Source organism: Buttiauxella gaviniae (genome assembly GCF_040786275.1).
Taxonomy (GTDB): domain Bacteria; phylum Pseudomonadota; class Gammaproteobacteria; order Enterobacterales; family Enterobacteriaceae; genus Buttiauxella; species Buttiauxella gaviniae_A.
Map to the genome: position 1 here is coordinate 21,505 of NZ_JBFMVT010000001.1, position 20,099 is coordinate 41,603.

The 20,099-nt window shown below is 48.0% G+C and carries 23 protein-coding genes; 13 read left to right on the top strand and 10 right to left on the bottom strand.

Going from position 1 to position 20,099, the window contains the following annotated elements; all coding sequences use genetic code 11:
- Positions 1-143 precede the first annotated feature (143 nt).
- Entirely contained in the window at positions 144-689 is a 546-nt protein-coding gene (locus AB1E22_RS00155) for a hypothetical protein (RefSeq protein ID WP_367593528.1), read from the top strand.
- Positions 690-914: 225 nt separating this feature from the next.
- On the opposite strand, the gene AB1E22_RS00160 is transcribed toward AB1E22_RS00155, so the two are convergent.
- The 4 genes from AB1E22_RS00160 to AB1E22_RS00175 form a co-directional block, all read right to left on the bottom strand.
- Positions 915-1,331 carry a DUF1380 family protein gene (locus AB1E22_RS00160; RefSeq protein ID WP_367593529.1) on the bottom strand — a complete coding sequence of 139 codons (417 nt, stop codon included), beginning with the start codon at positions 1,329-1,331 and terminating at the stop codon, positions 915-917.
- Positions 1,332-1,383: 52 nt separating this feature from the next.
- Positions 1,384-1,605 carry a hypothetical protein gene (locus AB1E22_RS00165; protein ID WP_034500233.1) on the bottom strand — a complete coding sequence of 74 codons (222 nt, stop codon included), beginning with the start codon at positions 1,603-1,605 and terminating at the stop codon, positions 1,384-1,386.
- Positions 1,602-2,285 (bottom strand): DNA methylase, encoded by a 684-nt coding sequence (locus AB1E22_RS00170; RefSeq protein WP_367593530.1) that lies wholly within the window; start codon positions 2,283-2,285, stop codon positions 1,602-1,604. Before AB1E22_RS00170 ends, AB1E22_RS00165 begins: the two co-directional genes overlap by 4 nt.
- A gap of 407 nt (positions 2,286-2,692) precedes the next feature.
- Positions 2,693-2,962, bottom strand: coding sequence for a hypothetical protein (locus AB1E22_RS00175; RefSeq protein WP_367593531.1), 270 nt, complete (start codon positions 2,960-2,962; stop codon positions 2,693-2,695).
- A 258-nt stretch (positions 2,963-3,220) separates the two neighbouring features.
- Here AB1E22_RS00175 and AB1E22_RS00180 point away from each other — a divergent pair, with 258 nt between their 5' ends.
- From AB1E22_RS00180 to AB1E22_RS00190, 3 genes are all read left to right on the top strand, one after another.
- Positions 3,221-3,901, top strand: coding sequence for an SOS response-associated peptidase family protein (locus AB1E22_RS00180; protein ID WP_367593532.1), 681 nt, complete (start codon positions 3,221-3,223; stop codon positions 3,899-3,901).
- Positions 3,902-4,075: 174 nt separating this feature from the next.
- Positions 4,076-4,504, top strand: coding sequence for a translesion error-prone DNA polymerase V autoproteolytic subunit (umuD, locus tag AB1E22_RS00185; RefSeq protein WP_437178360.1), 429 nt, complete (start codon positions 4,076-4,078; stop codon positions 4,502-4,504).
- Positions 4,504-5,778: a Y-family DNA polymerase gene (locus AB1E22_RS00190; protein ID WP_367593533.1), complete on the top strand. Its 1,275-nt coding sequence runs from the start codon at positions 4,504-4,506 to the stop codon at positions 5,776-5,778. The genes umuD and AB1E22_RS00190 overlap by 1 nt, the downstream gene beginning before the upstream one ends.
- A 358-nt stretch (positions 5,779-6,136) precedes the next feature.
- Here the strand turns inward: AB1E22_RS00190 and AB1E22_RS00195 are convergent, their stop codons facing one another.
- Together AB1E22_RS00195 and sopA are read right to left on the bottom strand one after the other, a co-directional pair.
- Positions 6,137-7,099 (bottom strand): ParB/RepB/Spo0J family plasmid partition protein, encoded by a 963-nt coding sequence (locus AB1E22_RS00195; protein WP_367593534.1) that lies wholly within the window; start codon positions 7,097-7,099, stop codon positions 6,137-6,139.
- Positions 7,099-8,265 carry a plasmid-partitioning protein SopA gene (gene sopA, locus AB1E22_RS00200; protein WP_367593535.1) on the bottom strand — a complete coding sequence of 389 codons (1,167 nt, stop codon included), beginning with the start codon at positions 8,263-8,265 and terminating at the stop codon, positions 7,099-7,101. The genes AB1E22_RS00195 and sopA overlap by 1 nt, the downstream gene beginning before the upstream one ends.
- A gap of 699 nt (positions 8,266-8,964) precedes the next feature.
- Between sopA and AB1E22_RS00205 the strand changes: the two genes are divergently transcribed.
- From AB1E22_RS00205 to AB1E22_RS00215, 3 genes are all read left to right on the top strand, one after another.
- A complete protein-coding gene (locus AB1E22_RS00205) occupies positions 8,965-9,693 on the top strand; it encodes a replication initiation protein (RefSeq protein WP_437178362.1) in 729 nt (242 codons plus the stop codon).
- A gap of 99 nt (positions 9,694-9,792) precedes the next feature.
- Positions 9,793-10,236: a type II RES/Xre toxin-antitoxin system antitoxin gene (parS, locus tag AB1E22_RS00210; protein WP_367593537.1), complete on the top strand. Its 444-nt coding sequence runs from the start codon at positions 9,793-9,795 to the stop codon at positions 10,234-10,236.
- Positions 10,233-10,691 carry an RES family NAD+ phosphorylase gene (locus tag AB1E22_RS00215; RefSeq protein WP_367593598.1) on the top strand — a complete coding sequence of 153 codons (459 nt, stop codon included), beginning with the start codon at positions 10,233-10,235 and terminating at the stop codon, positions 10,689-10,691. Before parS ends, AB1E22_RS00215 begins: the two co-directional genes overlap by 4 nt.
- Before the next feature lie 27 nt (positions 10,692-10,718).
- Here the strand turns inward: AB1E22_RS00215 and AB1E22_RS00220 are convergent, their stop codons facing one another.
- Positions 10,719-11,477, bottom strand: a complete 759-nt coding sequence (locus AB1E22_RS00220; RefSeq protein WP_367593538.1) for a tyrosine-type recombinase/integrase — start codon at positions 11,475-11,477, stop codon at positions 10,719-10,721.
- A gap of 93 nt (positions 11,478-11,570) precedes the next feature.
- Here AB1E22_RS00220 and AB1E22_RS00225 point away from each other — a divergent pair, with 93 nt between their 5' ends.
- Positions 11,571-11,861, top strand: a complete 291-nt coding sequence (locus AB1E22_RS00225; RefSeq protein ID WP_367593539.1) for a hypothetical protein — start codon at positions 11,571-11,573, stop codon at positions 11,859-11,861.
- 170 nt (positions 11,862-12,031) lie between these two features.
- Here the strand turns inward: AB1E22_RS00225 and AB1E22_RS00230 are convergent, their stop codons facing one another.
- On the bottom strand, positions 12,032-13,558 hold the full coding sequence (locus AB1E22_RS00230; protein WP_367593540.1) for a sensor domain-containing diguanylate cyclase: 1,527 nt from the start codon (positions 13,556-13,558) through the stop codon (positions 12,032-12,034).
- 951 nt (positions 13,559-14,509) lie between these two features.
- Here AB1E22_RS00230 and AB1E22_RS00235 point away from each other — a divergent pair.
- Together AB1E22_RS00235 and AB1E22_RS21785 are read left to right on the top strand one after the other, a co-directional pair.
- Positions 14,510-16,561: an EAL domain-containing protein gene (locus AB1E22_RS00235; protein WP_367593541.1), complete on the top strand. Its 2,052-nt coding sequence runs from the start codon at positions 14,510-14,512 to the stop codon at positions 16,559-16,561.
- Positions 16,562-16,698: 137 nt separating this feature from the next.
- Positions 16,699-16,953 carry a hypothetical protein gene (locus AB1E22_RS21785; protein WP_437178361.1) on the top strand — a complete coding sequence of 85 codons (255 nt, stop codon included), beginning with the start codon at positions 16,699-16,701 and terminating at the stop codon, positions 16,951-16,953.
- A 452-nt stretch (positions 16,954-17,405) separates the two neighbouring features.
- On the opposite strand, the gene AB1E22_RS00245 is transcribed toward AB1E22_RS21785, so the two are convergent.
- On the bottom strand, positions 17,406-17,561 hold the full coding sequence (locus tag AB1E22_RS00245; RefSeq protein ID WP_367593542.1) for a hypothetical protein: 156 nt from the start codon (positions 17,559-17,561) through the stop codon (positions 17,406-17,408).
- On the bottom strand, positions 17,558-17,944 hold the full coding sequence (locus AB1E22_RS00250) for a transposase (protein ID WP_367593543.1): 387 nt from the start codon (positions 17,942-17,944) through the stop codon (positions 17,558-17,560). Before AB1E22_RS00250 ends, AB1E22_RS00245 begins: the two co-directional genes overlap by 4 nt.
- A gap of 101 nt (positions 17,945-18,045) precedes the next feature.
- Between AB1E22_RS00250 and AB1E22_RS00255 the strand changes: the two genes are divergently transcribed.
- The 3 genes from AB1E22_RS00255 to AB1E22_RS00265 all read left to right on the top strand — a co-directional run bounded on the left by AB1E22_RS00255 (position 18,046) and on the right by AB1E22_RS00265 (position 20,086).
- Positions 18,046-18,474, top strand: coding sequence for a MarR family winged helix-turn-helix transcriptional regulator (locus AB1E22_RS00255; protein WP_367593544.1), 429 nt, complete (start codon positions 18,046-18,048; stop codon positions 18,472-18,474).
- A 112-nt stretch (positions 18,475-18,586) separates the two neighbouring features.
- Positions 18,587-19,294, top strand: a complete 708-nt coding sequence (locus AB1E22_RS00260; RefSeq protein WP_367593545.1) for a nitroreductase — start codon at positions 18,587-18,589, stop codon at positions 19,292-19,294.
- A gap of 45 nt (positions 19,295-19,339) precedes the next feature.
- Positions 19,340-20,086 (top strand): NADPH-dependent F420 reductase, encoded by a 747-nt coding sequence (locus AB1E22_RS00265; protein ID WP_367593546.1) that lies wholly within the window; start codon positions 19,340-19,342, stop codon positions 20,084-20,086.
- Positions 20,087-20,099: the final 13 nt, after the last annotated feature.

Here is a 20,099-nt window from a genome sequence, read left to right on the forward strand (position 1 = left end):
TTGATTCTCCTTATGGGGTTAAAGTGATGCTTTTGTGAGTATTCGCCGTCGCACACTGGCCCGGACCACATTCAGGCGCGCTGGCAAGGCCGCCGCAGGCGTTCATTTCAGCCTTGTCAGAAGGAGCGACGGAATGTGGTCAAATGCACAGCGACGGTCGGAATAACTCACGGAAGCTCACCCACCACGACGGAGGTGAAACAGGGCACAAACGCGGGACGGCGTGGGCGACAGCGACAGCCGTTCCGCCCCTCAGAGCGCAGGCGATTTATCGCCAGCGTGGTGAAGGCGTGGGCCGCAGGCCCGCAGCAGGGGTTGACCTGGCCGTTGCCATCAGACCCTGGCGCAAGCCTGAAACCCGCAGGGGTTCGGTGGAGACTGGCGGCGGATTTTCCGCCGCCTGCCGGAGCGGGGCTGACGACCCGGCCGGAACGGACGGAGAGCCGAAGGGGGCCAGAAAGGAGGGAAGTGCGTATTTTCAGGTCACAACGCCGTTTGCTGAACAACATGATCCGGAAATAACCACTGTTATCTTCAGCGCCCTGCCCACTAAAAAACCGGTTGAAACGGCGATGTCATGGCTTATTTTTAACTCACCCGTCTGGCTGATAAAAACAGTAAAACCACAGTTTATCGTCATTAAAACCTGCTATTTAAGCGGCTTACTGGGTCCTTTCATCAGTGAATGATTGCTCTGCACATACGCCATGACTGCCATATCGAAGCCTGTTACCCCTGTACCGTTCAGTCCCCGCCTGCATCCACTATGAGGGGTAACATTGCCGTCTGCGCCGCAGGCGCATCACGCCTTGTTACCCGCAGGCGCCCGCCTGCCGGGGTTTTAGCGCGGGCTGACAGATGACATGGCCACTCACCACCTTACGGGTAAATAGCCGGGTTTCCCCGGCATATTTTCAGGCCGCAAGCCGTGCTTTTAGCGTCTGCACATCGTTCATCGTGTGTTTATGCTGGTCAGACGTATTACGCCCGTTATCCCAGAATATGCCCTCTTCACGTATCAGATCGCGTTCCAGTTTTTTCAGCAGACGTTCAAGAACCGATGCCGGGACGCTGATACATCTCCCGTCGTCTTCCCGCAGCGTCATAAGGACCTCACGGATACCCTTATTTGTGACCCCTTCTTCTCTGTAACACTCCATATCCACTGAGCCGATCGTTTCCAGAAGGAGCATAACTTCCTCATCAGTGGGTTTATCGTGGTGGCAGGCAGTGTATACGCCTTCTTCCGTCCAGATTAACAGCGCCAGCGGCTCATCCGGGGTGAACATTCTTTCCAGTTCCAGGCATAATTCTTCGCGGGTTCCAAACATCGTTATTCTCTCTTATGGGTTTGTCATGCCGGGCAACGCCCGGCGTCCTGATTCAGTCCTGGAATGCTTCATCCAGCACAAGCGCCTCCCGATAAGCCTCCAGAAACAGCGCGTTAATACGTCGCAGTGTCTGTGACGCCATTCTCTCTGCCAGGCTCGCGGCGTCATAGCGGTACTGCGATTCCATCCGGTTCAACGTCGTGCGGAGATCACACATACCGTTTGAAAGCGCGGCCACGTCGGCGCGCAACGTCTCCAGCCCGGGGTAATTCATGCTGCCTCCGGTAAAAACGTGCCGTCGTTAGCTGCCGGCATTCTGACGGCACGTTGTACCTGTGCCAGCCGGCTCACTCCGGCTGCGTGGTACTGCTCCATCAGCTCGATACCGATATACCGGCGGCCGGTTTCGGCGGCGGCGACACAGGTGGAGCCGGAGCCGGCGAACGGATCAAGGACAATGCCGCCCGGCCGGGTAAATGACTCAATCAGGGGATACAGACTGGCGACGGGTTTTTCCGTCGGATGGTGGCGGTTGCCGGTATATTTCCACGGGATCACATCGGATATCGGGTTGTCCGGCGTCTGCGGGCGGCCTTTCGCCAGCAGGTACGCATTTTCGTGGGTATAGCCGACAAACGTTGATTTCGATGCGTAGGTTTTGGCGAACACCAGGTGTCCGACCATGCGGAAACCGGCGGCTTTCCAGGCGCTGATAAACATGTCGGCGCGGTTCCAGCCGTAGAAGCTGACCATCAGGCTGTCGTTTTTAAGCACGCGGTACATCTCATTACATGCCGGTTGCAGCCATTCACTGCTATTGTCCCCGGCCAGCGTGCGGCCAGTGCGGTCTTTGTAGCCGACCAGGTATGGCGGATCGGTCAGAATAAAATCCACTGCCCGTGCCGGAAAACGGGACATTACCTGCACGCAGTCACCCAGAATAAAACGCGACATAACCTTTCTCCTCTCTGATAGACGGCACCCTGTTGCGCCGTGCCGCCACAAAAACCCGGCGGAAAGCGGAGGACACAAGGGCGTCACCGGAAGCCGCAGCGCAGACATAAACGGGCTGAATGCGCCGTTTATGGCGAGAACGGGTGAGGATGACGGCGGTCAGCGAACCCTTGTGGCCGCAGCGGCCGGGTTAGCGTGAAGGCACGGCGTTCACCACTGGCCGTGAAGCGATCAGCGCCACGGCATAAACAGCGGAGGAAACCGACTTCCTTCTGGATTCATCAGGCCCGGAGAGGGCCGTGAATGGTGGTATAAAACAGGGAGGTCAGGACTTCGGGGTGACACGATGGCCGGTCAGAACTAAACAAACGTCCGTGACGGCCTGACGATATCGGGCGAAACGACTTTCAGCTCTGGCTGTTATCCCGGTGAGTTTTTTCATCGAACGCCAGCATGGCTCCCAGGCATAACAGAACGGCATAGCTCACCTGAAGAAGGATTTTTACGATAAGCGGCAAACTATCAAATACCAGCAGTGGCACAATCATCAGGACACTGGCGATAATCATTGCCCTTCCCGTTTTTTTCATCTGTTCACGCAGCTGGTTATCCGGTACACCGCTCTTCCTGAGCAAACCGGTAACGATTGTCTCAACCACGTTCCTGAACTGAGCCATATTTTACCCTCCGGGGAATTTTGTGCCTGTATTCAGAGCGCTGACCAGAACCAGATGTTTGATAAGATCTGCGGGCCTGAAGACGGAGTTGGGTGATTTTTGTCACTTCTCTGCCTTGCCTGAGTGAGGTATGGCCAGCCTGCATTTTCCATCGCAACAGGTTTTCTAAATAATCATAGCGGAGCGCAGCGACATCCGTTTCTCATGTTCCTTCTGCAGTGCTCATCTATCCTTAGAAGACCACTGTGCGGAGGCAATATGTGCGGAAGATTCACGCAGTACAACACACGCGAAGAATATCTTAGCTGGCTTGCTGACGAGTCCGAGCGGGATATCCCCTACGATCCAGAACCCCTCGGCCGATACAATGTCGCACCCGGTACGAAAGTTCTGCTGCTCAATGAACGGGATAACATTCTGCATCTCGATCCGGTGGTCTGGTCTTTTGCGCCAGCGTGGTGGGGTAAACAACCCCTCATCAATGCACGGGTTGAAACTGCCGCAACGAGCAGGATGTTTAAACCGTTATGGACACATGGACGGGCAATCGTTTTTGCTGATGCCTGGTATGAATGGAAAAATGAAGGAGGAACTAAACAACCTTACCTGATATATCGAGAGGACCGGCATCCACTTCTCTTCGCCGCTATTGGCCATCCCCCGTTTGAGCGAGGAGATGAACACGAAGGTTTTGTTATTGTCACCGCAGCCGCCGATAAAGGTCTCATTGATATTCATGATCGTCGTCCTCTGACACTGACGCCATCAGCCGCCAGACGCTGGCTACGGCAGGAGACGACAAGCCAGGAAGCAGAAGAAATAGCGCGGGAAGGAAGTGTGCCGGTAGATGAGTTTACGTGGCATGCCGTCACTCGGGCTGTGGGTAATGTCAAAAATCAGGGGGCCGGGCTGATTGAGCCGATCGATAAATCGCCATAGCGGATCTACAAGGAATCACACAGAGTTATCCCCTGAAAATGTGGATAAGTCATCCAACTATTTTTCACGACAAAACAGGAAACTACCAGAAAGAGGGGGCATAACGCTTGCAACCGTGAAGAAACAGTAAATAATACTGTATATAAAAACAGTTATATTTACCGGAGTTCGTTTATGTTGCGCTTCATTCCTTCAGCCACAACCCCAGACATTGTCAGGCTTCCGCTCTTTACAGAGCGTTGTGCTGCCGGCTTCCCCTCTCCTGCTCAGGATTATGTTGAAGCAGAACTTGATTTGAATGAGTACTGCATTCGCAGAAAAGGATCGACTTTCTTTGTCCGGGCAATTGGCAGCTCAATGACAGATATCGGGCTTAATGATGGTGATTTGATGGTTGTGGACAAGGCGGAACGGGCACAACACGGTGATATTGTTATTGCGGAAATAGAGGGGGAATTTACGGTAAAACGTCTGTTACTCAAACCCCGGCCAGCCCTGCAGGCGATGAATCCCGCCTTTCCCACCTTATACCCCGACCCGGAACAACTTGAGATTTTCGGCGTAGTGATGGCCTTTGTGCACAAAACGCGGAGTGGTGACTGATGTTTGCCCTGGCGGATGTGAACGCATTCTATGCCAGTTGTGAAAAGGTCTTCCGGCCAGACCTGCGAGGGAAACCGGTAGCCGTGCTCAGCAATAACGACGGGTGTGTGATTGCCCGCTCGGCTGAAGCGAAGCGGCTAGGGATAAAAATGGGGATGCCGTGGTTCCAGCTCAGGCAGATGCAACTGCCGGAAAAGCTTCATATCTTTTCGAGTAATTATGAGCTCTATGCGAGCATGAGCAACCGAGTCATGTCTCATCTGGAGGAACTGGCTCCTCGCGTCGAACAGTACAGTATCGATGAAATGTTCCTGGATATTCGCGGCATCGACAACTGTATTGATTTTGAAGATTTCGGCAGGCAGCTGCGTGAGCATGTCAAAAATGGTACCGGACTGACCATAGGGGTCGGAATGGGAATTTCAAAGACTTTAGCAAAATCAGCACAATGGGGTTCTAAAGAGTGGCCACAGTTTCATGGTGTGCTGGCGCTGTCCCCTGGAAACAGACAGAGAACGGCTAAATTGCTTTCTCTTCAGCCCGTCGGGGAAGTCTGGGGCGTGGGCAATCGGCTGACTAAAAAACTACATGCCATGGGGATCACCACGGCCCTTCAACTGGCGCAGAGCAGTCCGGCCTTTATCCGACGGAACTTCAGCGTCGTTCTCGAGAGGACAGTTCGGGAGCTGAATGGCGAGCCGTGTATTTCGCTTGAAGAGACTCCGCCCCCAAAACAACAAATCGTGTGCAGCCGCTCGTTCGGAGAACGGATCACAACTTACGATGCACTGCGGCAGGCGATATGTCAGTACGCTGAGCGGGCAGCTGAAAAATTACGGGGTGAACGCCAGTATTGTCGACACATCGCAGTGTTTGTAAAAACGTCACCCTTTGCTGTTAACGAAACCTATTACGGTAACGTAGCGAGCGAAAAGCTGATGAATCCAACTCGAGATACCCGTGACATTATTGCCGCTGCCGTGAAGTCGCTCGACAGGATTTGGCTCGATGGATACCGTTATGCTAAGGCTGGCGTGATGCTGAATGATTTCACACCGACGGGTGTGTCTCAACTCAACCTGTTTGATGAGATACTACCACGTGCTCACAGTGAGCAGCTGATGAAAGCGCTGGATTCGATTAATCATTCAGGACTGGGAAAGGTCTGGTTCGCAGGGCGTGGTATCGCCCCTGAGTGGCAGATGAAACGAGAAATGCTTTCACCTGCCTATACAACGCGGTGGTCTGAAATTCCGGTGGCGGCTATCCGATGATCGGTGCCGACATTTCGCAAACGTAATATCTCATTTCAAATAACTCACATCTCATTTAGCAAATTCCCGAATTGTCCCGGTTGCCGGTTGGGACCGTGGTCCCAGTTAACAGGTTGGGACCGTGGTCCCAGTTAGCAGGTTGGGACCGTAGTCCCAGTTAGCAGGTTGGGACCGTGGTCCCAGTTAGCAGGTTGGGACCGTGGTCCCAGTTAGCAGGTTGGCACCGTGGTCCCAGTTAGCAGGTTGGGACCGTGGTCCCAGTTAGCAGGTTGGGACCGTGGTCCCAGTTAGCAGGTTGGGACCGTGGTCCCAGTTAGCAGGTTGGAACAGTGGTCCCAGTTAGAGGAAGTTATGGAAACTACTTACTGGAAGATTCAAGTTCAAGCAGAACTGCTTCGATACGCTCCACAATATCTACAGATAGCACAGAGGTATCTAAGCTGAGAATAAACTGGTTGCCTTTAACTGTGCTTACAGCACCAGGTGCATATTGCCGTTTGGTTGTTTGTGACCGGGTTGAACCTGGTGTTGTTTTTGCAGCATTCAATTCATTAATAATTTCTTCCGTATCCAGTCTTTCACCGGCCGCTTTGCGTTGCGAAAGTCGTTCAATATGAGTCAGTAGTTCAGCTTCATGACTAGCAAAAAATTTCGATAACACATCTCCGGACCTTGCAGATAATTCACCTGGATGGGAGAACAGAGCCACTAGTTCTCTCGGTAATTTCGCTGTATTCATGCAGCGGGAAATGATTTTACGGGAAATATTTTCTGCCTCAGAAAGAGCAGAAATATTGCCACTAAATTCGTTATTCAGCCGTTTGATATAACGATGACCACGTTCATAAGCACTGGTAGGTCGATAATCATTCCCTAGCTTACTTAACGAATCCATCTGTTCATCATCCAGGTCGCCCACCAGAACCCGGAAATCACAAGCGGTGAGTATTGCTGTCATTCGGCGTCTGCTGCCATCAGCAACTTCTATGACATCTGCAACTTTTCTACCGAACGCCGGATTTTGTTGCCCTGAAACAAGGAAGGAAGGAACCAGGTCATCCAGTGACTCCTCCGTCAGTAGCGACTGGTCACGTTCATTATTGGCCCAGACTTTTGATTCCGATTCAATTTTGTCTCCAGGAATTGTTTCCAGCGTGAATCTGACATTACGCCCACATACCGGTAAGGTAATCGTATTACCTCTGGCCATCGCACTGACTCGCGTAATCAGAGAATCAACGACCGGAGCCGCGGGCGTCTCAGAGGCATACTGGTGCGCGGGAGATGTGACCACTTTTGGAATAACTGGCGCACGTTTCATTATCTGACCTCCCAGTGAGGTTTAATCAGGCGATCAAATATCTCCGTACATACCGGTTCCCAGATGGCCAGTGCATTTCTCCATGCTCCAGTTGATGAGCGTTGGTCGATAGCCTGTTCAAACACAGTACGCATACGAATTTGCCCTTTTCCCACTTCATCCGTCTCACGAACCACGTTTTTTAAAACCATGCTGCCCCATGCATCGCGAATTTGTTCTTCCATCCACGGAGACTGAGATCCATTATTATTGCTGTACTTGGTCAACAGGATACGCACATCAGGTTCAAACCCTTTCAGGTCAACGTTCTTAAGCAAGTCACGTAGCATGTCGAAAAATTGTAGTGCGGAAGTGTAATCAAACAGCTCTGCTGGCGTAGGAACTATCAGAACATCTGCAGCACAAACCACATTGATTGTCCCGATACCCAGGTTCGGTGCGCTGTCGATAACAACGACATCATAATCATGCGCGACCGTCTCGATGGCAAGACGCAACATCATATGGGGATCTGTTGGAAGTTTCCCTTCGTCGTAACGTCCCATCATTTCTGTTTCAATCCGATGAAGCGCCAGGCAGGAAGGAATGATATCGAGGCCCGGCCAGCATGTTGGTTTCACCGCATAGCTGGCATCGTCGCGTTCACCGAGATAGAACGGCAGTAACGTATCGTCTGCATGAATATGAAGATCCGGCACCCAGCCGTGATACATCGATGCGGTCCCCTGTGGGTCATTCCCTTCAACTAACAAAACTCGCAGACCTTTTAATGCAAGGTGTTGTGCAAGGTGGACAGAAACCGAGGTTTTATACACTCCACCTTTATGTGCCGCTACACCTACAACAGGAGGAAGGGTATTTTCTGGTCGACGCAGACGTGTATTAAAGACGTCACGCATATGATTGATTTGCTCAATCGTGTATCCGGCACGTTGCTCTACACGACCGCGCATCTCCAGGTCAGGGTGAGGAAGCCTGCCACTTTTCTCTGCATCACGAATTGCCTGTGATGATACTCCCACCAGATCTGACGCCTCTCCAATGCGCCAACGACGCGTAATTTTACGAGCTTCCGGACTGTCATCATTAAACTGAGCAACGGCGATCGCCCTTGTCATTTCATGTCCAGCGAAAATGCACTGGTCGAGAGTATCCATTAATCCCATGTCATAAGTCCTTTGTCGTTTAACTTTGCAATAATTAATTAAATCTTGGAATTTAATGCAAAGCAACAGAAATAACGCAAAGCTTCCGAATTATTGCAAAGTGGTCGTTTATAAACCGTAGAAAGAAGGTGTTATTTGTCAGAAAAATCATGCGTAAAGGCGCAGCGCTAGCCGCAGTCTTTGACTAGCGAAGTCTGTCAAAGCGAGGAAGCGCAATATCATCGATATTGAAAAGAGCACGGTCACTCAATCTGTTCATATATCACCGTCAAACTTTAGCTGTTTCCCATAGAGGTTGTTTTATGCTCACAATATCCTCTTTCTTTAGGTGTTTCCCATAATCTTCCTCTTCACCCCGCCAACTTTAGCCATTTCCCATAGTTATGCGTGTATCCACAGCCTTTTTTTAAAGAGTTTTATTCTTTTTTTCTTTTTAAAAGCTTTTTAGACCACCCAGAAGTCTTTAACCACGGGCCCTGTGGAGCATGTAGTGTGGGAAACAGCCTAGGTTATTATGGGGAAGACATGAAGATGATGTGGGAAACAGATAAAGTTATTGTGGGAAACAGCCAAAGTATGTATGGGAAACACCTGAAGTTAATTTCAGCTTCACAAATTTGTGGGAAATAGCTAAAGAAGACCTTGACGGTCGGCGGGTATCTGCCACTATGGGAAGAGGAAAAACATCCCATAACTGGCATGGACACCTGCAAAATGACGCATATCGCCGAATCGAAGCCCCATAATGCCTTAAAAATTTCTCAGTCTAATGAGCTGACAGAAGCTGCATACTATCTGCCATTGCAGGCAAAACGGGTGCTGTGGCTTTGTCTGATGCAGACCTACTATCAACAGGAACACCCTGGTGTTTTTACTGTGAAGGTTGCAGATTACCAGCGCTATTTTAAGGTCAGCCAAGCAACGGCCAGTACCGATGTCCGTAAAGGCATCGATGAACTGGGGAACCGTCAGGTCACCTTTTTCCCGTCAGAAGGGGAATATGAGGAAGTCCGTCGCCCCTGGCTTGCTGAAGCAGGTCTGAAACGTGGCAGGGGACAGTGGAACATCGAGATCAACCCGAAGGTCATGCCGTATCTGACAGGGCTGACCAGCCAGTTCACCACTTATACATTACTGGATTGTGGGCGGATCAATTCCGTTCGCGTGATACGTTTGTATGAAAGTCTTTGCCAGTACCGTTCTTCGGGGATCTGGATCACATCAGCGGCCTGGCTTGCCGACCGTTATGAACTTCCGGACTCTCAGCGCGCTAACTTTGCCGAGATGAAGCGTACCTTTTTGCTGCCTGCCATTGAGAAAATCAACTCGCTGACACCGATAAAAGTCTCAATGAAAGAAGAGGATAACGGAAAACTTCTCTTTTCTATTCTTGCACGCCCCCTCCAGTTGCCGCCCCTTGAGGGCTAGCCCGCAACTTCAGGTCTTTCCCATACACACTATATTCGTGCATAATTTGCCCGCCACACCTCCATATGGTTATAATTAAAATACCATCCGGAGGTGCACATGAAAGTTTTTACCCCCACAACACCGGCTCACGAACCAGACAATTTGTGGAAATATGTCGGACTGAACGTGTCCGACAGTCTCATGCTGGTTGATGAGATTGATAAAGGGCTGGAAGGCGAAGTGGCCAGCCGCATCGTCTCCTGGGCGCACATCACCCAGGCCGATTTACGCCGTATGACCGGGATCCCCGGCACCACGTTTAACCGTAACAGCAAGACCCGTTTCAGCCCGGCACAAAGCGAACGTCTGGTACGATTCATCCGCGTGCTGGATAAGGCGGTGGATTTGTTTGAAGGCGATAAAGTGGCGGCACAGCAATGGCTCAATGAACCCAGCCGCGCGCTGGGCTGGAAAAAACCCGCCGATTTACTGGCTTCTGAATCCGGTGCCTGGGAAGTGATGAAACTGATCGCCCGGATTGAGCACGGGGTGTACTCCTGAAACTCTGGCGTCTGACCAAAACCCGTTACCTGATGACCACCTGGACCGGTCAGGGCGCCAAAGAAGCGGGTGGCCGCTGGAACAGTGTGGGCACCGCCATGGTGTACACCTCGGAAGCCGCCTCGTTGACCATGCTCGAGACTCTGGTGCATCTGCATGCCGCAAATCTGCTCGATTCCTTCACTCTGCTGTCAGTTGACGTACCGGATGAGCTTATTCAGATCATTGAAAGAGAAAACCTGCCGCCGAGCTGGGCGGCGTCCGAAGCCCCTTCGGCACTGGCTGACATTGGCGATCAGTGGGTACGAAGTGGTGAAGCGTTAGCCCTGCGCATTCCCAGCGCGCTGTCACCAGTTGAATATAATTACCTGCTTAATCCGGCTCATGCTGCATACGCGAGTATTGTCCGGGACGCCGTCACCGTGGATTTCCGCTTTGATGAGCGCCTGAAATAATCCACGTTTCGCTGAACCTCCTGATGCTCAGCGGTTATCGCGCAGCAGCTGCAGGGCATCACCCACCGGCAGGGTGAACATTACGTTCTGACTGGCGGCCACATCAAGCGCAAACACCTTCGTATATACCTCGGTACTCTCATACTTTTCATGCCCCATCAGAGACTGCAGCACCTTTGGTGGGGTGTGGCCATAGAGCAGGTGCATCGCAAAACTGTGGCGAAACGTGTGCGGGGAGATCTCCACCGTGAAGGTGACACCATCACGCGAAGCCTCATTCACTGCCCCTTTCAACCAGTTCCTCACCGTCCGGTCCGTGACACTCCACACCGGCATGGCGCGTTTTTCCCCCGTTAGCGTATCGATATCAAACTTCTCTTTCGTACTCGCAAACAGATTGCGCATCTCACGGACATAATCCGCATCAGACAGCACCACCACCCGGTTGGCTGATTTGCCTTTCTGTGGGCGCCCACCGCCGGTACGTCGCTGCTTGGCGGTGCGGATCACCACATGCGGAATGTCATCATTCAGTCTGAAATCCCGCCTCCTTAACGCCAGCGCTTCATTAATCCGCGCGCCGGTGTTCCACAGGGTGTTGATGAGTCCGTGCTGTGTCCAGTCCGGCAGATAGTGGAGCAGGGCAGCCACTTCCGGTGCCAGCAGATATTTCGGCAGTTCGGTGTAGTGCAGGGCCATACGCCGCAGGGCGATCGCGCGACCGTAATCCAGGGACGGACCACCGGGCTGAAGCGGGGCATTCATCGTGACAGGATGTAAAGACATAACACCTCATGGCAAAGGTTGCGCTACGTAAATTCTGCAGGGGTTTGCCCCACAAAAACGAAAAGAATTCACGTAGCGCAATCTGGTGAAAATATGCCGCTATTTTCGCCCCCGGGGCACCGCTTCGCCACTGAAAAAACTCGCGGCGACCGGATCGGCAGTTTTCCTAGTTTTGTAAATATACCAGAAAACGGAAAAATAAAAATAGCGGGCAGGATCGCAAAAGGATCCTGTGACGATCCTTTTTGCCTGGATGATGGGGTAAAGATGAGGGGATGGCACAACATCCTGGGGAATGCCGCGAAAATCCCCGGGGCGGCCGCGGTTGCCGGAAATGACAGAAACCGGAAATATCAGATCCCCGGAAACAGCAGCTTGTATTAACTGCTATGAATTATATCCGGTAGTCTCATGTCCCGTGTTGTGACGCAGGTTCAGTCATCGTGGAAATGAAAAAAACCTGCTGTAAATCGGGTAATACAACATGTGGAGTGAAAAGAAGAAATCTCACGAATACATCCGTGGCATAAAGGAATAGTGCATCCCGGGACAGATTAGTTTAAGGGTGGGTAAACGCAATTTTTACCGGCACGTTTCGCCTGATACAGTGACCTATCGGCTGCAGCGATAATTTCTTCCATGGTTCCATAATCCTCCGAACGGGCTATTCCACAGCTAAAGGTAACTGACAGGATTTGCTCACGCCATTTCTTGCAACTGATGGTATCTCGCCAGTTATCAATAATTTCATAGCATTCGGAAAATGTAATATCCTCAAAAATAGCAACCAGCTCTTCACCACCAAATCGATAAAGAGAATGTGTTCCTTGTAAATGGTCTAATCCTGCCTGACTTACCTGCTGTAAAACAATATCTCCCATTTGATGCCCGAATGTATCATTAATTTTTTTGAAATTATCTAAATCAATCATCGCCAGATGAAAACAAGATTTCGATTCAGTCAGTTTACGTATTTTTTCATCAAAAACCCGTCGCGAACCGACATTTGTTAATGCATCAATACTGGCAGTGTGGACAGCTTGCTTAAGTGTCTCATTCTTTTTGATGAGTCCAAGGCAAAGACCTTCAAGGTTACTCGGGAATTCTTTACTCTCATGGTCATTAATATTAGCATATAAAACATTAATCCATTTTTTAAAATAAACCCTGAAAGTTAATGCCATTAAAATATAGCACCCAATACAGCCAAGGATAATATACGTGAGGAATTTATAGGAGTTATTTAATAAATTATTATATTCCGTAAGATCAACATCTGTAAATGCAATCCAGTCCGGGTTTTGATATGTCTGATAAAAAACAACTTTTTTCTTTATATTATCGGTAAAATATCCGCGAAATCCTTTTGCCTCTTTAATCCATGCAACAGGGACAGTTGTAAAAAAGATGTTTTTAACATCCGGTGACATGATAACTGTACCATCCATGGCCGCAACTTTGAAATGGCCACCGTAAGGGGTGATCAATCCCTTCATATTATTACTCATAGAAATGAAATTCAGATCAAAAGAAATGTTCCCTATAAATTCAGAATGACTGCCAAAGAGATTCATACTGGCACATATCACTCTTCGCGAGTTGTTATTCGCGGAAGTATTATTAGCGGATAAGTAAGGCTGTGAATAAAAAACCTGATCTTTTAAACCCTCTCTATGGTACCACGGCCGCTTGCTGGGCTTATAATTTATCAATTTCATTGGCGGATAAACTTTGTAATTATCCCTGTCATCAGAAATAAGTACACTGGCAAGAGATTTATTCGAATCAACTAAAAATGGCATCAGTAAATCGAGTTCTGATTTTCCCGGTAAAATATAATCAGCTATATCATGCTTATTCATCAAACCAGATAAAGAATTTATTAGAGTATTTGTTTTTAAAACGGGCACTTCGATATAATGATGTGCGCTATTTGAAGTGAACCTGAATAACGTTTCGTTAAAATGGTTTTTTGTATTTGTTTTTATATAAAAAAACGAATACATAGATATAAACACAAAAGGAGCAAGAACCACAGTAACCATTATTGTCAGAGCTTTTTTTGAACTAAGTGTCAGCATGTTTTAATGTTCTTAATAATTATGTAAAAATTCTCACAAAATAAGGTTAATAACCTGATCTGTAAATCATAACTCTATTTCACGCCTGTTAATATTTAACAAGCACTGTTAACAAGTTCGTTATTTAAGTTATAATTACTATTTATAGAGCATTGAATATCTGAATGAAGTATTATCGGTGATCCCGCTAATATTGCAAGTTTATATTAATGTAATGAGCATCTATAAATACATATTCTCAAGTATATAATGTGTTAAATATGTTATGAAACCACTCTGTTCCAGGACAGTATTAAAGGGATCCTCTTGTCGTGTATTACACGTTTTCGACACTCTCAATCGGCTAAAAAATAGTATCAGAAATGCGGAGCATGTGAATCTATGCCAGACTAACCAGAAAATATAAGAAGGGACGACCAGTCTGGAAGGATAACGGGGAAATGAGTACTCGGCAAAGCTATGATTACATACTGAAAAACCGGTATAGTAGCAATGAACGCCATCCCCACGAAGTTTAGCTGATTTTTTCACCTGTGACGTTAATTATGAACATCTTCAAAAGTCGACATTCCTGTAGTGATATTACTCCAGAGGCGGGATTATGACTTTTAATACGGCCTGAGCTATCCTGAATTGCAGTGAATGCTGGCGGAATGCAATGTTAGCCTCGGCCACGCAGCCCTTTACCACCGGGTTCAGAGTTGTCCCTCCTCAAATGGATAAACGTCTCCACTGGTAATGGAGTATTTTGCTGACAACATCGGGACGAAACTTATACTTGCAACAGTGTCATAGCGCTTTACTGGAGGGTCAGAAAGTACAGAAGTATTACACACTGACACTATCCATTGGTCAGTGCCTTTAAAATTCACTTTAAATTAAACATGCATAAACAAATTAAAATAATTATACTAATAAAGTAGTATTCACCAGATAGACAAAAAGGGCAATATGCAAACAATAAATAAACGTTCCTATAACAAAATACTTTCATTTTTATATGAAAGTAGAACGTTTAATACGATTTTAGCAAGCAGTGTAGCTATAGTTCCTTACTCTATATTTAGAGGTTTAATTATTGCTGCATCAGCAATTGCTGAAATGTGTGGCCAGGCTGATACATTTACACTCCTCGGAAAAATAGACTCAACTTTACTTATATTCATTCCATTCTTATTGAATATATATTCATCTATATACTGGTCAACAAAAAATAAATTACCCATAACGCAATGCACTTCAGCAGGATTAATTACATTTTTAATTGTAAGTGCAATAACCAATCCTGATATTTCATTTATTACAGAAACCACTATTCCAAATGCTTTTATTTGTTCAATTTTTGCAAATATTTCCCTGGAAAAATCCATTTTATACTTTGAAAGGAATGTAAAGAAAATATCTCTTAACCTGGCTAACATTAAATTTGTATTGCTGATAATATCCTGGGTGGTTTTTTCTTTATTAATGTACCTGTTCGTTTTCTTTAAAACGTCTTTATTATTCTCTTATTTAAGCCATGAGATATATCCATCTGACTTTAAACATGGACTATACAATGAAATCATCAGAGATTTCATATGGTTTTTCGGCATTCACGCCCACCATTTGTTTCAGCAAATCAATACGGATGCCTATCTACATACAAAAACGGCATTTGAGCTATGGCATACTCAGGGAGTTCCGCTACCAATACTGAGCACTACTTTTTATGAAACATGGTGTTCTTGTGGCGGTTCAGGGATGTCTTTATGTCTTGTGATATGTCTTTTTGTTAAAAGAAGGAAACATGCAGCCCTTATCAGATCTTCATTACCCCTTTCTCTTCTGAATATTAATGAGCCTCTTATTTTTGGGTTACCCATAGTTCTTAATCCAGTACTGTTCATCCCTTTTATCATTGTCCCCGCTCTTTCTTACTGTATTGCATACGTAGCAACCGCATTGGGGCTGGTGCCTCATATCAGTGTCATGGTTGGATGGTCAACACCACCATTATTAAATATATGGTTAGCTACTGAAGGTTCTGTTGGCGCTGTCTTGCTTCAATTTTGTATTATTTTAATCGGCGTTTTAATCTACTATCCTTTCTTTTCGAAGTTAGAAAAAAACAACTGTCGTACAGAAAACTTTGATGCTGTTACTCCAGAAAAATTAGTTTCTCATGCAACGGAACGTTTCACAGCAAAAAACAGCACTGATAGATTAATCAGTGAAAATCAAAAAAAAGAATCCTTCAGAGAAATTGAAAGACTAAAAAGAAGTGGTGATTTCGTTCTCTTTTTCCAACCTCAGGTTAATATCATAACCAATAAGATTGTCGGAGTGGAAGTTTTGCTAAGGCATAAATCTAAAAAAGGTAAAATAACTCCACCTTATTTTTTAGAGCACTATGAAAACTTGAATATGTTATCTGATGTGGATTTTTGGGTTTTGTCAAATACTCTTAAACACATCCAGGAAAACATGATTTCATTCAAAGGGCTCACTGTTTCCATAAATATCACACCAAATACACTTTCTGATAATGCGTTTAAAATATTTCTTTCAGGGATAGCTAATAAATCGTTCCCTGAAGGTTGCTTTATAGAGTTTGAAATTACTGAAAATGAGAATTTAAGTACGCAAGCGATTAATATATTCGATGAGCTAAGAAAAAATAACATTAAAATTGCACTTGATGACTTTGGAACAGGATATTCTTCTATCTCTCATCTAAACGAACATAATTTTGATAAAATCAAATTAGACCGCGCACTTGTATTGCAGATGAAGACAGAACATGGTGTGAAATTTTTCAATAAAGTTGTTGAATTATGCCATGTAACTCATGAACATTTAGTCGTTGAGGGTATTGAAACAAAAGAGGAACTTTTAATTGCGCAGAAAGCAGGAGTTGAACTTGTGCAGGGTTATTATTTTCACAAACCTATGTCAGGTTCGCAGCTTAATATTATTCTTTTACAACAAAATATAGAGAAAATGAGCACTAAACTCCATTAATGCTAAAATGTTACATTTTATTACACGTAACCGCATGCGATAATATACGCTCAACGAGCGCGTAGTATATCTTTATATGCGGTTGCGTTTAAAATATACTAACACCAATACCTTTTCCGCTGAACCAGGGGTGAACATTGAAAGTTAATAAACGGTTTTTAAAATGTAGTTTTATAATGCTGGCGGTAACATCTCTGGCTGGCTGTGTCAGTCCTGCTCAACGCATGGCTGATTGTGAAAAGCAAGGGATCAGCCGTGACACTTGCTATCAGGTTGAACAACAACGTCAAATGAATGCAGACAATGCGGCACGGGCAGCATCACAACAGGCTTTACTGGAAGATTCCATAAATGAAAGTTTAAAGTCTCAGCATCCCCATAAAAACAAATAGCCCTGACAGGTCATAAATAACGAACGGATAACTATTCTGACCGGGCACTCCAGACTAACGTCTGGAAGTGCCGGGTTAAAGGCTTTGATAAATCATAACTCACAATACTCTTGAGGATTTTTTCTTTTTCTACTGACTGTCATAAAGTTAAATATAACATCCTCATCTCCCGTAACCATATATATCAAACGCAAAGTACTCAGAACTCATTCCTCTTATGCCAGTGGCAGGGAAAGAGTGTGGGAGCTGGTCTGCAGGAAATACATTAATAAAAACTGCGAATTATTGTCTCCTGCATACCTTACGAACTGGAAAGAGTTACCTGTCGCCATATCTAATAAGTTAATGCACACTTATTAACCATTATTGCAATGGTCCAATTTAATCGTACTATTAATGGCTTTGTTGAATAAATCGGATTTAGATAAAGGCGCCTCCCGTCACTGACTTTCTCAGGCAATCCGCACACTTTCTGGCATCCCTGCACGCATCATTTTGTTTATGGCTCGGATAATGGCCATAGCCTCACCAACCTGCGCATCGTAGTCACGCAGCGTCAGGTGCCCACCGAACAGTTGTTTAACCCGGTACATCGCCGTTTCGGTCACCGATCGCCGGTTATAAGCCGTGTTCCATTTCCGGTAAGCATTGCTCCCGGTAAGCCTCTGCCTCGCCACCGCCTGATTTCTGTCCGCATACTCCGCCGGCCACTAACCCGCCCGGGTTCGTGGCGTGATAAGCGCCTTGATTTTTTTCGCCGCAGCTCGTCATGGCAAAGTTTTGTGTCATAAGCGCCAACGGCAGAAGCGACCTTAACTTTCCGAGGGGTCTGACGAATAAGTCCCGGGAATGCCTCTGTGTCAGTCACATTATTCAGAGACAGGTCAGCGCAGATAACCTCATGAGTACCGGCGTCAACAGCAAGGTGCAGTTTCCTCCTGACCCGGCGCTTTTCCTGACCGTGTTTTTTCACCTTCCACTTGTAGTGCACGGTATGTTGATGAGCACATGCCCAGCCTGGTGGTTACGGCGCTTGAAAATATTTGACGTTGCTATAATCTAGTGTACTAGAAGATATCAGTTGAGAGCAAGATGACAAAATCGCGTAGCGTTGGTATGGAGCTGTCTTTTGCGCTCTATGGGGCGGCTAACCGCATGGCCCGGATGCACAAGCCCTTCCTGGAGCCGTTAGGTCTGACGTTCCCGCAATACCTTGTGATGCTTGAACTGTTGAACGGCTCGCCGGTGTCGGTAGGCTCGCTTGGCGCCTGTCTCGACATGGACACGGGAACTATCACCCCGCTTGTCAAACGCCTCGAAACCGCTGGGTTTGTTACCCGTACTCGTGACCCGAATGATGAACGACGCGTGCTGGTCGATGTGACCTCTCATGCACAGAGCATTCGGGAAGACATCCTGAGCGTGAGTCAGAAGATCAAAAGTGCCTGTAAACTCGACGAAGCGGGTCTGATCGCATTGCGCGATACCCTGCGCGATCTCAGTCGACCACGTCAGGATTAAAAAGACCAACTTCAACATTTTTGCGTCATTTTATCTAGCGCACTATAGTCTTGTTGGCTAGAAAACTGCAGGCAAAATGGTTTCAAACACTGTCCAGATAAAGGAAGCCGTTATGACTATGAATCTTGTGCCCCCCGAAACATCATCCAAGACACTGTCGTTTAAAGAGACTGCCCGCGCGCGCCGCTCTATTCGCGGTTTTCTCGACAAACCCATGCCGCTAAGCATTATCCGTGAGGTACTGGAGGACGCCCAGAGCGCACCGTCTAACTGCAATACGCAGCCCTGGAATACCCACATCGTTCGCGGCGAGAAGCTCAGGCAGCTTTCAAAGATTTTGCACGCCAAAAACGACGCAGGCGAGTTCTCCCCGGACTTCTCTTTCGACCAGAACCACTTTTACGGCGAATATCGTAAGCGTAACGATGCGCTGGGTAAGGCCTATTACGACGCCATGAACGTTATGCGCGAGGACAAAGAAGGCCGGCATCGCGTGGGGGCAATGAACTACTCGTTCTTCAACGCTCCGCAGGTCGCGTTCCTGTTCATGCCCTCATTTGGCGACAACGTCCGCGTTGCGGGTGATATCGGTATGTATGGCCAGACCTTCCTGCTGTCGCTCGCGGCACGCGGTCTCGGTGGCATCCCCCAGACCGCGCTCGGCTTTTTTGCAGGCCCGATCCGCGAATTCCTCGGCGTTTCTGACGAGTTCAAACTGCTGTTTGGTATCTCTTTCGGCTACCCGGACGAGTCAGCGCCCGGCAACCGAATCTACATGGATCGCGTGCCAGTCGACTCCAGCGTGACGTTCCACGACTGACGTTTTACCCCCCGAACCGCAATTGATCACAACGAGGATAACATCATGAAGATTGGCATACTGGGCACAGGCAACATCGGTAAAACCCTGGTGATGAAACTCAGCGCGGCAGGTCATGACGTTAAGGTCGCCAATTCGCGCGGCCCTGACACTATTAAAGGCGATATCCTGAGCCACGGCGCGCAGGCCGTTACTTCTGCTGAAGCCGTGACGGATGTTGACGTGGTGATCCTGTCGACACCGCTTGGCGCCATTACGAAGATAGCCCCGCTGTTCGCCTGCGTACCTGCCAGCACCGTGGTCATCGACACTTCTAACTATTACCCCAAACGTGACGGCGAAATCGCCGACATCGAAGCCGGGCAAACCGAGAGCGAGTGGGTTGCCGGGCAGCTTGGTCGCCCCATCGCCAAGGCGTGGAACGCCATCACCTCTGCTTCCTTCGCCCAGAAGGGCGTCACTAATGGAACGCCAGGACGGATCGCCATTCCCGTGGCGGCCGACGGCGAGCGGGAACGCGGTGTGGCGATGAAGCTAGTCGACGAGACCGGGCTTGACGCGGTTTATTCGGGACCGCTCAGCGAGTCATGGCGTCAGCAGCCCGGAGCGCCAGTCTACTGCACGGACCTGACGCAGGATGAACTGCCCGTTGCCCTGGCCGCCACCGAGCGGGCCCGCCTGCCGAATCGCCGCGATCTGGCGATCGAGGCAATCATGGAGCGGGTTGGCGACAGCACCACAAACCCCGACGCTGACTATGCTTTGCGTCTGACGCGCGCGCTCTTTATGTGATGAATAAGGTACT